At 52.5% G+C, this 15,465-nt stretch carries 15 protein-coding genes; 9 read left to right on the top strand and 6 right to left on the bottom strand.

Annotated features, from left to right (window positions below):
- Positions 1-94: 94 nt before the first annotated feature.
- The 6 genes from ucpA to cysM all read left to right on the top strand — a co-directional run bounded on the left by ucpA (position 95) and on the right by cysM (position 5,901).
- Positions 95-886: an SDR family oxidoreductase UcpA gene (ucpA, locus tag HUZ68_RS16100; protein ID WP_000517428.1), complete on the top strand. Its 792-nt coding sequence runs from the start codon at positions 95-97 to the stop codon at positions 884-886.
- A 157-nt stretch (positions 887-1,043) separates the two neighbouring features.
- Complete coding sequence (gene cysP / locus HUZ68_RS16095) at positions 1,044-2,060, top strand: thiosulfate/sulfate ABC transporter substrate-binding protein CysP (RefSeq protein ID WP_000290223.1); 1,017 nt, start codon at positions 1,044-1,046, stop codon at positions 2,058-2,060.
- Positions 2,060-2,893, top strand: coding sequence for a sulfate/thiosulfate ABC transporter permease CysT (gene cysT, locus HUZ68_RS16090; protein ID WP_000458405.1), 834 nt, complete (start codon positions 2,060-2,062; stop codon positions 2,891-2,893). The genes cysP and cysT overlap by 1 nt, the downstream gene beginning before the upstream one ends.
- Positions 2,893-3,768, top strand: coding sequence for a sulfate/thiosulfate ABC transporter permease CysW (cysW, locus tag HUZ68_RS16085; RefSeq protein ID WP_000852686.1), 876 nt, complete (start codon positions 2,893-2,895; stop codon positions 3,766-3,768). The genes cysT and cysW overlap by 1 nt, the downstream gene beginning before the upstream one ends.
- Positions 3,758-4,855, top strand: coding sequence for a sulfate/thiosulfate ABC transporter ATP-binding protein CysA (gene cysA, locus HUZ68_RS16080; RefSeq protein WP_000021036.1), 1,098 nt, complete (start codon positions 3,758-3,760; stop codon positions 4,853-4,855). The genes cysW and cysA overlap by 11 nt, the downstream gene beginning before the upstream one ends.
- A 134-nt stretch (positions 4,856-4,989) precedes the next feature.
- Positions 4,990-5,901 carry a cysteine synthase B gene (gene cysM / locus HUZ68_RS16075; protein WP_021557057.1) on the top strand — a complete coding sequence of 304 codons (912 nt, stop codon included), beginning with the start codon at positions 4,990-4,992 and terminating at the stop codon, positions 5,899-5,901.
- Positions 5,902-5,903: 2 nt separating this feature from the next.
- Here the strand turns inward: cysM and HUZ68_RS16070 are convergent, their stop codons facing one another.
- Entirely contained in the window at positions 5,904-6,272 is a 369-nt protein-coding gene (locus tag HUZ68_RS16070; protein ID WP_021557056.1) for a YfeK family protein, read from the bottom strand.
- Positions 6,273-6,376: 104 nt separating this feature from the next.
- Between HUZ68_RS16070 and pdxK the strand changes: the two genes are divergently transcribed.
- Positions 6,377-7,228, top strand: coding sequence for a pyridoxine/pyridoxal/pyridoxamine kinase (gene pdxK / locus HUZ68_RS16065; protein WP_069912906.1), 852 nt, complete (start codon positions 6,377-6,379; stop codon positions 7,226-7,228).
- Between the two features lie 42 nt (positions 7,229-7,270).
- On the opposite strand, the gene crr is transcribed toward pdxK, so the two are convergent.
- From crr to cysZ, 5 genes are all read right to left on the bottom strand, one after another.
- On the bottom strand, positions 7,271-7,780 hold the full coding sequence (crr, locus tag HUZ68_RS16060; protein ID WP_000522247.1) for a PTS glucose transporter subunit IIA: 510 nt from the start codon (positions 7,778-7,780) through the stop codon (positions 7,271-7,273).
- A gap of 40 nt (positions 7,781-7,820) precedes the next feature.
- Positions 7,821-9,548, bottom strand: coding sequence for a phosphoenolpyruvate-protein phosphotransferase PtsI (ptsI, locus tag HUZ68_RS16055; protein ID WP_000623136.1), 1,728 nt, complete (start codon positions 9,546-9,548; stop codon positions 7,821-7,823).
- 44 nt (positions 9,549-9,592) lie between these two features.
- Positions 9,593-9,850, bottom strand: coding sequence for a phosphocarrier protein Hpr (ptsH, locus tag HUZ68_RS16050; protein WP_000487600.1), 258 nt, complete (start codon positions 9,848-9,850; stop codon positions 9,593-9,595).
- A gap of 383 nt (positions 9,851-10,233) precedes the next feature.
- Positions 10,234-11,205, bottom strand: a complete 972-nt coding sequence (gene cysK / locus HUZ68_RS16045) for a cysteine synthase A (protein ID WP_000034402.1) — start codon at positions 11,203-11,205, stop codon at positions 10,234-10,236.
- A gap of 184 nt (positions 11,206-11,389) precedes the next feature.
- On the bottom strand, positions 11,390-12,151 hold the full coding sequence (gene cysZ, locus HUZ68_RS16040; protein WP_000254839.1) for a sulfate transporter CysZ: 762 nt from the start codon (positions 12,149-12,151) through the stop codon (positions 11,390-11,392).
- A gap of 229 nt (positions 12,152-12,380) precedes the next feature.
- On the opposite strand from cysZ, the gene zipA reads away from it, so the two are divergent.
- Positions 12,381-13,379 carry a cell division protein ZipA gene (zipA, locus tag HUZ68_RS16035; RefSeq protein WP_069912907.1) on the top strand — a complete coding sequence of 333 codons (999 nt, stop codon included), beginning with the start codon at positions 12,381-12,383 and terminating at the stop codon, positions 13,377-13,379.
- Between the two features lie 70 nt (positions 13,380-13,449).
- Positions 13,450-15,465, top strand: coding sequence for an NAD-dependent DNA ligase LigA (gene ligA / locus HUZ68_RS16030; RefSeq protein ID WP_069912908.1), 2,016 nt, complete (start codon positions 13,450-13,452; stop codon positions 15,463-15,465).

Here is a 15,465-nt window from a genome sequence, read left to right as displayed (position 1 = left end):
AATTAGTGAGCTGATCCGCAGCAATATTTTGTTTATCCTGTATTTTCAGAGGGAATGGAGTGTAACGCTCTGTATTAACAAGGAGAGCATTAAAATGGGTAAACTCACGGGCAAGACAGCACTGATTACGGGCGCATTGCAGGGAATTGGCGAAGGCATTGCCAGAACTTTTGCACGTCATGGCGCAAACCTAATCTTGCTGGATATCTCCCCTGAGATCGAAAAGCTGGCGGACGAACTGTGTGGTCGTGGTCATCGCTGTACGGCGGTTGTCGCCGATGTGCGTGACCCGGCGTCGGTAGCCGCAGCTATCAAGCGCGCGAAGGAAAAAGAAGGGCGCATTGATATCCTGGTGAATAACGCAGGCGTTTGTCGTCTGGGCAGTTTCCTCGATATGAGCGATGACGATCGCGATTTCCATATTGACATCAATATTAAAGGCGTATGGAACGTCACGAAGGCGGTGCTGCCGGAGATGATTGCCCGCAAAGATGGTCGCATTGTGATGATGTCTTCGGTCACTGGCGATATGGTGGCCGATCCGGGTGAAACGGCGTACGCCTTAACGAAAGCGGCGATTGTTGGCCTGACTAAATCGCTGGCGGTGGAGTACGCGCAGTCTGGTATTCGCGTTAACGCCATCTGCCCGGGATACGTCCGCACGCCAATGGCGGAAAGCATTGCCCGCCAGTCGAACCCGGAAGATCCAGAGTCGGTGCTGACTGATATGGCAAAAGCAATCCCGCTGCGTCGCCTCGCCGATCCGCTGGAAGTCGGCGAACTGGCGGCCTTCCTCGCATCGGATGAATCCAGCTATTTAACCGGTACACAGAATGTGATTGATGGCGGCAGCACACTGCCGGAGACGGTCAGCGTCGGTATCTGATTCACTTCTGTTTCCTCCCTGCATGTGTGGGGAGGATTTCGTCTTATTCCCTTTTCAACTTCCAAATCACCAAACGGTATATAAAACCGTTACTCCTTTCACGTCCGTTATAAATATGATGGCTATTAGAAAGTCATTAAATTTATAAGGGTGCGCAATGGCCGTTAACTTACTGAAAAAGAACTCACTCGCGCTGGTCGCTTCTCTGCTGCTGGCGGGCCATGTACAGGCAACGGAACTGCTGAACAGTTCTTATGACGTCTCCCGCGAGCTGTTTGCCGCCCTGAACCCGCCGTTTGAGCAACAATGGGCCAAAGATAACGGCGGTGACAAACTGACGATAAAACAATCTCATGCCGGGTCATCAAAACAGGCGCTGGCAATTTTGCAGGGCTTAAAAGCCGACGTTGTCACTTATAACCAGGTGACCGACGTACAAATTCTGCACGATAAAGGCAAGCTGATCCCGGCCGACTGGCAGTCGCGCCTGCCGAATAACAGCTCGCCGTTCTACTCAACCATGGGCTTCCTGGTGCGTAAGGGCAACCCGAAAAATATCCACGACTGGAACGACCTGGTGCGCTCCGACGTGAAACTGATTTTCCCGAACCCGAAAACGTCTGGTAACGCGCGTTATACCTACCTGGCAGCATGGGGTGCAGCGGATAAAGCTGACGGTGGCGACAAAGCCAAAACCGAACAGTTTATGACTCAGTTCCTGAAAAACGTTGAAGTGTTCGATACCGGCGGTCGTGGCGCGACCACCACCTTTGCCGAGCGCGGCCTGGGCGATGTGCTGATCAGCTTCGAGTCGGAAGTGAACAACATCCGCAAACAGTATGAAGCGCAGGGCTTTGAAGTGGTGATTCCGAAAACCAACATTCTGGCGGAATTCCCGGTGGCGTGGGTTGATAAAAACGTGCAGGCCAACGGTACCGAAAAAGCCGCCAAAGCCTACCTGAACTGGCTCTACAGCCCGCAGGCGCAAACCATCATCACCGACTATTACTACCGCGTGAATAACCCGGAAGTCATGGACAAACTGAAAGATAAATTCCCTCAGACCGAGCTGTTCCGCGTGGAAGACAAATTTGGCTCCTGGCCGGAAGTGATGAAAACCCACTTCACCAGCGGCGGCGAGTTAGACAAGCTGTTAGCGGCGGGGCGTAATTAATGTTTGCAGTTTCTTCAAGACGCGTGCTGCCGGGCTTTACCTTAAGCCTCGGCACCAGTCTGCTGTTTGTTTGCCTGATTTTGCTCCTGCCACTCTCCGCGCTGGTGATGCAGCTGGCCCAGATGAGCTGGGCGCAGTACTGGGAGGTGATCACCAACCCGCAGGTGGTCGCAGCCTATAAAGTGACGCTGCTGTCGGCGTTTGTGGCGTCGATTTTTAACGGCGTTTTCGGCCTGCTGATGGCGTGGATCTTAACTCGTTATCGCTTCCCTGGCCGCACGCTGCTTGATGCGCTGATGGATTTACCCTTTGCGCTGCCAACGGCAGTCGCCGGTTTAACGCTGGCCTCGCTCTTTTCCGTGAACGGTTTTTACGGTGAATGGCTGGCGAAGTTTGATATCAAAGTCACCTACACCTGGCTTGGGATTGCGGTGGCGATGGCCTTTACCAGCATTCCGTTTGTGGTGCGTACCGTGCAGCCGGTGCTGGAAGAGTTAGGCCCGGAATATGAAGAAGCGGCGGAAACGCTTGGTGCAACGCGCTGGCAGAGTTTCTGCAAAGTGGTGCTGCCGGAGCTTTCTCCGGCGCTGGTGGCGGGCGTGGCGCTGTCGTTTACCCGTAGTCTTGGTGAATTTGGCGCGGTGATATTTATCGCCGGGAACATCGCGTGGAAGACGGAAGTGACGTCGCTGATGATTTTTGTGCGCTTGCAGGAGTTTGATTACCCGGCGGCGAGCGCGATTGCTTCGGTGATCCTCGCGGCATCCCTGATACTGCTGTTCTCAATTAACACTCTGCAAAGTCGCTTTGGTCGGCGTGTGGTAGGTCATTAATGGCGGAAGTGACACAATTGAAGCGTTATGACGCGCGCCCGATTAACTGGGGCAAATGGTTTCTAATTGGCATCGGGATGCTGGTTTCGGCGTTCATCCTGCTGGTGCCGATGATTTACATCTTCGTGCAGGCATTCAGCAAAGGGCTGATGCCGGTTTTACAAAATCTGGCCGATCCGGACATGCTGCACGCTATCTGGCTGACGGTGATGATTGCGCTGATTGCCGTACCGGTGAACCTGGTGTTCGGCATTCTGCTGGCCTGGCTGGTGACGCGCTTTAACTTCCCCGGACGCCAGTTACTGCTGACGCTACTGGACATTCCTTTTGCCGTGTCACCGGTGGTTGCCGGTCTGGTGTATCTGCTGTTCTACGGCTCCAACGGCCCGCTCGGCGGCTGGCTGGATGAACATAATCTGCAAATTATGTTCTCCTGGCCCGGAATGGTGCTGGTCACGATCTTCGTGACGTGTCCGTTTGTGGTGCGCGAACTGGTGCCGGTGATGTTAAGCCAGGGCAGTCAGGAAGACGAAGCGGCGATTTTGCTTGGCGCATCCGGCTGGCAGATGTTCCGCCGTGTCACATTGCCGAACATCCGCTGGGCGCTGCTTTATGGCGTGGTGCTGACCAACGCCCGCGCGATTGGCGAGTTTGGCGCGGTGTCGGTGGTTTCCGGCTCGATTCGCGGCGAAACCCTGTCGCTGCCGTTACAGATTGAATTGCTGGAGCAGGACTACAACACCGTCGGCTCCTTTACCGCTGCGGCGCTGTTAACGCTGATGGCGATTATCACCCTGTTTTTAAAAAGTATGTTGCAGTGGCGCCTGGAGAATCAGGAAAAACGCGCACAGCAGGAGGAACATCATGAGCATTGAGATTGCCAATATTAAGAAGTCGTTTGGTCGCACCCAGGTGCTGAACGATATCTCACTGGATATTCCTTCTGGTCAGATGGTCGCGTTGCTGGGGCCGTCCGGTTCCGGGAAAACCACGCTGCTGCGCATTATCGCCGGGTTGGAGCATCAAACCAGCGGGCATATTCGCTTCCACGGCACCGACGTGAGCCGCCTGCACGCGCGCGATCGCAAGGTCGGTTTCGTGTTCCAGCATTACGCGCTGTTCCGCCATATGACGGTATTCGACAATATCGCTTTTGGCCTGACGGTGCTGCCGCGTCGCGAGCGCCCGAATGCCGCGGCGATCAAAGCGAAAGTGACAAAATTGCTGGAGATGGTGCAGCTTGCTCATCTGGCGGATCGTTATCCGGCGCAGCTATCCGGCGGCCAGAAACAGCGTGTGGCGCTGGCGCGTGCGCTGGCTGTGGAACCGCAAATTCTGCTGCTTGATGAACCGTTTGGCGCGCTGGATGCGCAGGTGCGTAAAGAGCTGCGTCGCTGGCTGCGTCAACTCCATGAAGAACTAAAATTCACCAGCGTTTTTGTGACCCACGATCAGGAAGAAGCGACCGAAGTAGCTGATCGTGTAGTGGTGATGAGCCAGGGCAATATCGAGCAGGCTGATGCGCCGGACCAGGTATGGCGCGAACCAGCGACCCGTTTTGTGCTCGAATTTATGGGCGAAGTGAACCGCCTGCAGGGAACCATTCGCGGCGGGCAGTTCCATGTTGGCGCACATCGCTGGCCGCTGGGCTACACACCTGCGTATCAGGGGCCGGTGGATCTCTTCCTGCGCCCGTGGGAAGTGGATATCAGCCGCCGTACCAGTCTCGATTCGCCGCTGCCGGTACAGGTACTGGAAGCCAGCCCGAAAGGTCACTACACCCAATTAGTGGTGCAGCCGCTGGGGTGGTACAACGAACCGCTGACGGTCGTGATGCATGGCGACGATGCCCCGCAGCGTGGCGAGCGTTTATTCGTTGGTCTGCAACATGCGCGGCTGTATAACGGCGACGAGCGTATCGAAACCCGAGATGAGGAACTTGCTCTCGCACAAAGCGCCTGATAGGTTGAGTGAATGTTAAACGCCCGGAGGCGCTTCCCGCGATCCGGGCTTTTTAATGGCAAGGTTTGTAACCTGTAGGCCTGATAAAACGCGGCAAGCGTCGCATCAGGCAACACCACGTATGGACAGAGATCGTGAGTACATTAGAACAAACAATAGGCAATACGCCTCTGGTGAAGTTGCAGCGAATGGGGCCGAATAACGGCAGTGAAGTGTGGTTAAAACTGGAAGGCAATAACCCGGCAGGTTCGGTGAAAGATCGTGCGGCGCTTTCCATGATCGTCGAGGCGGAAAAGCGCGGCGAGATTAAACCGGGCGATGTGTTGATCGAAGCCACCAGTGGTAACACCGGCATTGCGCTGGCAATGATTGCCGCGCTTAAAGGCTATCGCATGAAATTGCTGATGCCCGACAACATGAGCCAGGAACGCCGTGCGGCGATGCGTGCTTATGGTGCGGAACTGATTCTTGTCACCAAAGAGCAGGGCATGGAAGGTGCGCGCGATCTGGCGCTGGAGATGGCGAATCGTGGTGAAGGAAAGCTGCTCGATCAGTTCAATAATCCCGATAACCCTTATGCGCATTACACCACCACCGGGCCGGAAATCTGGCAGCAGACTGGCGGGCGCATTACCCATTTTGTCTCCAGCATGGGAACAACCGGCACTATCACCGGCGTTTCACGCTTTATGCGCGAACAATCCAAACCGGTGACCATTGTTGGCCTGCAGCCGGAAGAAGGCAGTAGCATTCCCGGCATTCGCCGCTGGCCTGCGGAATATCTGCCGGGGGTTTTCAACGCTTCGCTGGTGGATGAGGTGCTGGATATTCATCAGAGCGATGCGGAAAACACCATGCGCGAACTGGCTGTGCGGGAAGGAATATTCTGTGGCGTCAGCTCCGGCGGCGCGGTTGCCGGAGCACTGCGGGTGGCAAAAGCTAACCCTGGCGCGGTGGTGGTAGCGATCATCTGCGATCGCGGCGATCGCTACCTTTCGACCGGGGTGTTTGGGGAAGAGCATTTTAGCCAGGGGGCGGGGATTTAAGATTATTGCGCAGGCACCCTTTTATCCGTCTGCGCAATTAACGCATGTAAAAAAGGCTGTGCATTCTCATCGCTCTTACCGGGCATCTTCACAATATACGGTTTCCCGGTAATCGATGATGACGAAGCAACCTTATCAATAAACTGCTCGGCAGTGTCAATGCGGTTACGGGTATTGCCGAGCTTCAGACGCAGGTGGGAAACCGCTTCATCGCAGGTATGTTCATCGCCGTTGCGCACAAATATCAAATCCTTTTTCTGTGCTAATCCCTCCAGCATGGCGTTGATGCGGGCTTCTTCATGAGCCGTTAACGTCGCGTAAGCGGGGAGTGTCATTAGTAGTGTAATGACCAGACAAATGATTTTCTTCATTGAATTACCTTATCCTTGTTTTGTGATAGCCGATTTGACTGCCAGAATCAGGTAAAGTTTCGGTTGGAATACGATGAGGATCATCGGCAAGGAGAAAAAATTAAATGAGTAGTTTGTTGTTGTTTAACGATAAGAGCAGGGCGCTGCAGGCGGATATCGTCGCCGTGCAGTCGCAGGTAGTGTACGGCAGCGTAGGCAACAGCATTGCGGTGCCTGCTATCAAACAGAACGGCCTGAATGTCTTTGCCGTGCCGACGGTATTGCTGAGCAATACGCCGCATTATGACACTTTTTACGGTGGTGCGATTCCGGACGAATGGTTTAGCGGTTATTTGCGTGCGCTTCAGGAGCGTGATGCGCTGCGCCAACTTCGTGCTGTAACCACGGGCTATATGGGAACGGCATCGCAAATCCAAATCCTTGCCGAGTGGCTGGCTGCGCTACGCAAAGACCATCCTGACCTATTGATCATGGTCGATCCGGTGATTGGCGATATTGATAGCGGAATTTATGTCAAACCTGACCTTCCCGAAGCGTATCGACAATATTTACTGCCGCTGGCGCAGGGAATTACCCCCAATATCTTTGAGCTGGAAATCCTGACCGGTAAAAATTGCCGCGATCTCGACAGTGCCATTGCTGCCGCAAAAAGTCTGCTTTCAGACACATTAAAATGGGTGGTGATTACCAGCGCCTCCGGTAATGAAGAAAATCAGGAGATGCAGGTGGTGGTGGTCACTGCCGACAGCGTGAATGTCATTTCCCATTCACGGGTAAAAACCGACCTGAAAGGGACTGGCGACCTGTTTTGTGCTCAGCTTATCAGTGGTTTGCTGAAAGGGAAGGCATTAAACGATGCGGTGCACCGCGCGGGGTTGCGCGTACTGGAAGTGATGCGCTACACCCAGCAGCATGAGAGCGATGAATTGATTTTGCCGCCGCTGGCGGAAGCATAAAAAAATGGCGCCGATGGGCGCCATTTTTCACTGCGGCAAGAATTACTTCTTGATGCGGATAACCGGGGTTTCACCCACAGTCACGCTACCGGACAGTTTGATCAGTTCTTTGATTTCGTCCATGTTGGAGATAACAACCGGAGTCAGGGTAGACTTGGCTTTCTCTTCCAGCAGCGGCAGATCAAATTCAATGACAGTATCGCCAACTTTCACGCGCTGACCTTCTTCAGCAATACGCTTGAAGCCTTCGCCTTTCAGTTCAACGGTGTCGATACCGAAGTGGACGAACAGTTCAACGCCGCTATCAGATTCGATAGAGAATGCGTGGTTGGTTTCAAAGATTTTACCAATGGTGCCGTCTACAGGCGCGACCATTTTGTTACCCGTTGGTTTGATAGCAATACCATCACCAACGATTTTTTCCGCAAAAACGACATCCGGCACGTCTTCGATATTGACGATCTCGCCAGAGAGCGGAGCAATGATCTCAATAGTTCCGGTATCCTTCTTGTCGTCGGAAACCAGAGATTTCAGTTTATCGAACAAACCCATGATCTTCTCCTAAGCAGTAAATTGGGCCGCATCTCGTGGATTAGCAGATTGTTTTTTCTTCAATGAACTTGTTAACCAGCGTCATTAACTCGTCCGTTGTCGGTTGAGCAAGAGCCTGCTCTGCTAACACCTTCGCATCTTCGAAGTTCGTGTTACGGATAATCTTCTTAATGCGCGGGATAGAAATGGCACTCATAGAGAATTCGTCCAGACCCATCCCCAGCAACAGAAGTGTAGCACGTTCATCGCCAGCAAGCTCACCACACATGCCAGTCCATTTGCCTTCAGCATGAGAAGCATCAATAACTTGCTTGATCAAGTTCAGCACGGACGGTGACATTGGCTGGTAAAGGTGTGAAATCATATCATTACCACGGTCAACTGCCAGAGTGTACTGCGTTAAATCATTGGTGCCGATACTAAAGAAATCAACTTCTTTGGCTAAATGACGTGCAATTGTTGCGGCAGCCGGTGTTTCCACCATTACGCCGATTTCAATTGACTCGTCAAACGCTTTACCTTCGTCGCGCAGTTCCTGTTTGTAGATTTCGATCTCTTTGCGCAGTGCACGCACTTCTTCAACAGAGATGATCATCGGGAACATAATGCGCAATTTACCGAAAGCCGAGGCACGCAGGATAGCGCGGAGCTGATCGCGCAGGATCTCTTTACGATCCATCGCGATACGGATAGCGCGCCAGCCGAGGAACGGGTTCTCTTCTTTCGGGAAGTTCATGTATGGCAGCTCTTTGTCGCCGCCGATGTCCATGGTACGAACGATAACCGCTTGCGAGCCACACGCTTCAGCCACTGCTTTGTAAGCAGCAAACTGTTCTTCTTCAGTGGGCAGCGCGTCGCGGTCCATGAACAGGAACTCAGTACGATACAGACCAACGCCTTCAGCGCCGTTACGCTCTGCACCTTCAACGTCACGAACCGTACCAATGTTAGCGCATACTTCTACCTGGTGACCGTCCAGCGTAATAGCTGGCAGATCTTTCAGTTTAGCAAGCTCTGCTTTTTCAGAAGCCACTTGCTCCTGAACAGCGCGCATTTTATCAATAACTTCGTTGGTTGGATTGACGTAAACCTGATTATTTACGGCATCCAGAATCAGATAGTCGTCATTTTTCACCTGAGAGGTGACGCTACCGGTACCCACGATAGCAGGCAGTTCCAGAGAACGCGCCATGATAGAGGTGTGGGAAGTACGGCCACCCGCGTCGGTGATGAAACCCAGCACCTTCTTCAGGTTCAGCTGTGCGGTTTCGGACGGCGTCAGGTCAGCGGCAACCAGAATGACTTCATCCTGAATGGCGCTCAGGTCGATAATCTTCAGGCCCAGGATGTTGCGCAGCAGGCGCTTACCGATATCACGTACGTCAGCCGCACGTTCTTTCAGGTATTCATCATCCAGCTCTTCCAGGGCAGAAGCCTGACCTTCGATAACTTCATGAGCAGCTGCGTCAGCTGTCATGTGCTTATCTTTAATCAGGGCTATGATTTCCTGCTCCAGCTCCTCATCTTCGAGCAGCATAATATGCCCTTCAAAGATGGCTTCTTTTTCTTCACCGAACGTTTCACCAGCTTTCGTTTTGATCGTTTCCAGCTGGGCTGATGCCTTGGCACGACCGCTCAGAAAACGTTCAACTTCCTGATCAACCTGGTCGGCAGAAATTTTTTTCCGGTCAATGACAATTTCGTCTTCTTTCAGAAGCAGAGCTTTACCGAAAGCGATACCCGGGGATGCTAAAATGCCTGAAATCATAACCCTACCTTACTTGTGACTGATTTTTAAAAGAACCCGGGAAATTACTCGAGTTCCGCCATCAGTTTAACCAGATGTTCAACCGCTTTCTGCTCGTCTTCGCCTTCTGCGGAGATAGTCACAACGGTACCTTGAGTCAGGCCCAGAGTCTGCAGTTTAAACAGGCTTTTCGCGCTGGCGCTTTTGCCGTTGGAAGTCACAGTAATTTCAGAAGTGAAGCCCTTAGCTTCTTTTACAAACTGGGCAGCAGGGCGGGTGTGCAGACCGTTCGGAGCGGTAATGGTAACTTCTTGCTGGAACATTGTATTTCCCCAACTTATAGGTTTAGTGTTGTGGAACTAAAGTCTAGCCTGGCGGTTCGACTTTAGCCTGTATTGTTAGCGCCAGTTTTTAACAGACGCGACGCACGAAGAGCGCAATACAGTCCATTGCTGGCGGGTGTTGACCGCTGACGTTTCGTACGTCATTAAACATTATGCCGCTAAAGGAAGAATTGAACCAAATCATAAAATCGATTCAGCTTTGGCTTTTCCTGTAACGATTAATTTCGCGCATCAAAATAATTAGTCTGGTTAAATACCAGTTCCGACAGGCTGAATCAATGCCAGGAGGGGCGAAAGTTTGAAGCAGGCCACAAAAAAGCACCTAAAAAGGTGCTTTTTTACGCATTTTTAACAAGCTGGCATTACTGTTGCAATTCTTTCTCAGTGAAGAGATCGGCAAACAATGCGGTGCTTAAATAACGCTCACCCGATGATGGTAGAATAACCACAATATTCTTGTTGGTAAAGCTTTCATCTTCTTGTAGTTTCAACGCCGCGGCAACAGCTGCTCCAGAAGAGATACCTGCAAGAATACCTTCTTCTTCCATTAGACGACGGGCGGTAGAAATGGCTTCTTCATTGGTGATGCCAATGACTTTATCGACCAGCTTGAGATCGAGGTTAGCCGGGATAAAACCAGCGCCAATACCCTGAATTTTATGCGGGCCAGGTTTAATCTCTTCACCTGCCAGCGCCTGGGCGATAACTGGAGAATCGGTTGGCTCAACGGCGACAGAGATAAGATCGGTCTTTCCTTTGGTGCCTTTAATGTAGCGGCTGACGCCAGTCAGCGTACCGCCAGTCCCAACGCCAGCAATAAATACATCAACCTGACCGTCGGTATCTTCCCAGATCTCCGGACCGGTGGTCTTTTCGTGAATTTCAGGGTTTGCCGGATTGCTGAATTGTTGCAGCAGCAGGTATTTCTCTGGATTGCTGGCGACAATTTCTTCTGCTTTTTGGATTGCGCCTTTCATGCCTTTAGCACCTTCGGTCAGCACCAGGTTTGCACCTAACGCTTTCAGCAGCTTGCGGCGTTCAATACTCATGGTTTCTGGCATGGTCAGGGTGAGTTTGTAACCGCGAGCGGCAGCTACATAGGCCAGTGCAATCCCGGTATTACCGCTGGTCGGTTCAACCAGTTCAACGCCTGGTTTCAGCACGCCGCGCTTTTCGGCATCCCAAATCATGTTGGCACCGATACGGCACTTAACGCTGAAGCTGGGGTTACGAGATTCCACCTTCGCCAGAATGCGTCCGTTACCGATGCGATTCAGGCGAACCAGCGGCGTGTGACCGATAGTCAGCGAGTTATCTTCAAAAATCTTACTCATGGCCTGTCCTTAACTGTATGAAATTGGGATACAACAGGTAGCATACCCGCTCAGAGAATATGCGGAAGTAAGGATTTAGCATATCTATATACAGAAGGGAAATAATGACATGCAAGATGGAATAAGGGGCGGCATAAGCCACCCCTGTTCCACACAAACGGTTTACAAAATAACCGGTAGATTGTTACCGCCACATCGCGTGTTTATCGCGATAGCAATCGACCCACATCGCCGTCGCGCCACAAACGGCAACGGGCATGATGAACAGATTAAGCAGCGGGATCATCGTAAACAGGCTGGTTAAAGCACCAAACTGCATATTGGTGATTTTGCGTGTGCGCAGGGCGGTGCGCATCTCTTTAAACGGTACTTTGTGGTTATCGAAGGGGTAATCGCAATACTGGATGGCTAACATCCAGGCGCTAAACAGGAACCACAGTACCGGCGCGACGGTTTGCCCAATACCAGGGATGAAGTAAAGAATTAGCAATACAATTGCGCGTGGCAGATACCAGGCAAATTTTTGCCATTCGCGTTTCATGATTCGCGGCACATCTTTCATGATACCGAAAATCCCGGTATCTGGCGGTGTAGCGCCAGTCAATCGTGCTTCCAGTTGTTCAGCCAATAAACCGTTAAACGGAGCGGCAATCCAGTTAGCAATCGTGGAGAAGAAATAGCCAAACACTAACAGCACAGAGATGACAGCCAGAGGCCACAACAGATAGCTCAGCCATTGTAACCAGTCCGGAACATAACTCATGAGAGTCGGGATCCAGACATCGAGTTGCGTAAAGAGCCACCAGAATGCGCCCCCCATCAACAAAATATTGACCAGCAGCGGTAAAATAACGAAACGCCGAATCCCAGGTTGCGAGACGAGCTTCCAGCCTTGCGCAAAATAGTAAAAACCGCTGCGTGGGGCAGATGTGAATGATGAAACCATAATCAGGATGAGCTCCTTTTGACCAATCCCAGGAAAATTGTGCGTATTTTACCGGGTAATTGCGCAATGGGCAGTTAGGATATGTTCGAAAAAACAGCAAAAAGCACGATTTCATCTATCTTTGTGCTGTGAAAGTTAATAGTGCACTTGCACTTGAGGTAATCGGCAAATACTCTTAGTGAGTAAATGTTTGCCGTGGTGGCAAGGTGTTAGAACAACAGAGAATATAATGATGCAGGATTTGCGTCTGATATTAATCATTGTTGGCGCGATCGCCATAATCGCTTTACTGGTACATGGTTTCTGGACCAGCCGTAAAGAACGATCTTCTATGTTCCGCGATCGGCCATTAAAACGAATGAAGTCAAAACGTGACGACGATTCTTATGACGAGGATGTCGAAGATGATGAGGGCGTTGGTGAGGTTCGTGTTCACCGCGTGAATCATGCCCCGGCTAACGCCCAGGAGCATGAGGCTGCTCGTCCGTCGCCGCAACACCAGTACCAACCGCCTTATGCGTCTGCGCAGCCGCGTCAACCGGTCCAGCAGCCGCCTGAAGCGCAGGTACCGCCGCAACATGTTCCGCGTCCAGCGCAGCCGGTGCAGCAACCCGTGCAGCAGCCTGCCTATCAGCCGCAGCCTGAACAGCCGTTGCAGCAGCCAGTTTCGCCACAGGTCGCGCCAGCGCCGCAGCCAGTGCATTCAGCACCGCAACCGGCACAACAGGCTTTCCAGCCTGCAGAACCCGTAGCGGCACCACAGCCTGAGCCTGTAGCGGAACCGGCTCCAGTTATGGATAAACCGAAGCGCAAAGAAGCGGTGATTATCATGAACGTCGCGGCGCATCACGGTAGCGAGCTAAACGGTGAACTGCTTCTTAACAGCATTCAACAAGCGGGCTTCATTTTTGGCGATATGAATATTTACCATCGTCATCTTAGCCCGGATGGCAGCGGCCCGGCGTTATTCAGCCTGGCGAATATGGTGAAACCGGGAACCTTTGATCCTGAAATGAAGGATTTCACTACTCCGGGTGTCACTATCTTTATGCAGGTACCGTCTTACGGTGACGAGCTGCAGAACTTCAAGCTGATGCTGCAATCTGCGCAGCATATTGCCGATGAAGTGGGCGGTGTCGTGCTTGACGATCAGCGCCGTATGATGACTCCGCAGAAATTGCGCGAGTATCAGGACATCATCCGCGAAGTTAAAGACGCCAACGCCTGATACACTTAAGGCAAATTAACTCCTCTTCGAACCCCCGCTTGTCGGGGGTTTTTAGCATTGATGGTGCGATATGGAATCAATCGAACAACAACTGACAGAACTGCGAACGACGCTTCGCCATCATGAATATCTTTATCATGTGATGGATGCGCCGGAAATTCCCGACGCTGAATACGACAGGCTGATGCGCGAATTGCGCGAGCTGGAAACCAAACATCCAGAACTGATTACGCCTGATTCGCCTACCCAACGTGTAGGTGCTGCGCCGCTGGCGGCTTTCAGCCAGATCCGCCATGAAGTGCCAATGCTGTCGCTGGATAACGTTTTTGATGAAGAAAGCTTTCTTGCTTTCAACAAACGTGTGCAGGACCGTCTGAAAAGCAACGAGAAAGTCACCTGGTGCTGTGAGCTGAAGCTGGATGGCCTTGCTGTCAGTATTCTGTATGAAAATGGCGTTTTAGTCAGTGCCGCGACCCGTGGCGATGGCACCACCGGGGAAGATATCACGTCTAATGTGCGTACTATTCGCGCCATTCCGCTGAAGCTGCACGGAGAGAATATCCCGGCGCGTCTGGAAGTGCGTGGTGAAGTGTTCCTGCCGCAGGCGGGGTTCGAAAAGATTAACGAAGATGCGCGACGCACGGGCGGGAAAGTGTTTGCTAACCCACGTAATGCGGCAGCTGGTTCACTGCGTCAGCTTGATCCGCGTATTACAGCGAAGCGACCGCTCACTTTTTTCTGCTATGGCGTTGGTGTTCTGGAAGGTGGCGAGCTGCCGGATACTCATCTTGGCCGTTTACTGCAATTTAAAAAGTGGGGGTTGCCGGTCAGCGATCGGGTAACGCTTTGTGAATCGGCGGAAGAAGTGCTGGCGTTCTATCACAAAGTGGAAGAAGACCGCCCGATGCTGGGCTTTGATATCGACGGCGTGGTGATTAAGGTCAACTCACTGGCACAGCAGGAGCAGCTTGGCTTTGTCGCGCGAGCCCCGCGCTGGGCGGTAGCGTTTAAATTCCCGGCGCAGGAACAGATGACCTTTGTGCGTGACGTCGAGTTTCAGGTTGGGCGTACTGGCGCGATTACGCCTGTTGCGCGTCTGGAACCTGTCCATGTTGCTGGCGTGCTGGTGAGTAACGCAACCTTACACAATGCGGATGAAATCGAACGTCTTGGTTTACGCATTGGCGATAAAGTGGTGATTCGCCGCGCTGGCGACGTGATCCCGCAGGTGGTTAACGTCGTGCTTTCTGAACGCCCGGAAGATACCCGTGAGGTTGTATTCCCGACGCATTGTCCGGTATGTGGTTCTGACGTTGAGCGTGTGGAAGGTGAAGCGGTTGCCCGCTGTACCGGTGGCCTGATTTGCGGTGCGCAGCGTAAAGAGTCGCTGAAACACTTTGTTTCCCGCCGTGCGATGGATGTTGACGGAATGGGCGACAAAATCATCGATCAGCTGGTTGAAAAAGAATATGTCCACACTCCGGCGGATCTGTTCAAACTCACCGCAGGCAAACTGACCGGACTGGAGCGTATGGGGCCAAAATCGGCACAAAACGTGGTTAACGCGCTGGAAAAAGCGAAAGAAACCACCTTTGCTCGCTTCCTCTATGCACTTGGCATCCGTGAAGTCGGCGAGGCCACCGCAGCAGGTCTGGCGGCATATTTCGGCACGCTGGAAGCGCTGGAAGCCGCTTCGATTGAAGAACTGCAAAAGGTGCCTGATGTTGGCATTGTCGTTGCATCCCACGTTCACAACTTCTTTGCCGAAGAAAGCAACCGCAATGTCATCAGCGAGCTGTTGGCGGAAGGTGTTCACTGGCCTGCGCCGATCGTTATCAACGCGGAAGAGATTGACAGCCCGTTTGCTGGTAAAACCGTGGTGCTTACGGGCAGCTTAAGCCAGATGTCGCGTGATGACGCTAAAGCTCGACTGGTCGAACTGGGCGCGAAAGTCGCGGGCAGCGTGTCGAAGAAAACCGATCTGGTGATAGCGGGTGAAGCTGCAGGATCTAAACTGGCGAAGGCGCAGGAACTGGGCATTGAAGTCATCGACGAAGCGGAAATGCTGCGTTTGCTGGGTAGCTGA

This window comes from Shigella dysenteriae, assembly GCF_022354085.1.
In the GTDB taxonomy this organism is placed as follows: Bacteria; Pseudomonadota; Gammaproteobacteria; order Enterobacterales; family Enterobacteriaceae; genus Escherichia; species Escherichia coli.
This window is presented reverse-complemented; position numbering and strand designations above follow the sequence as displayed.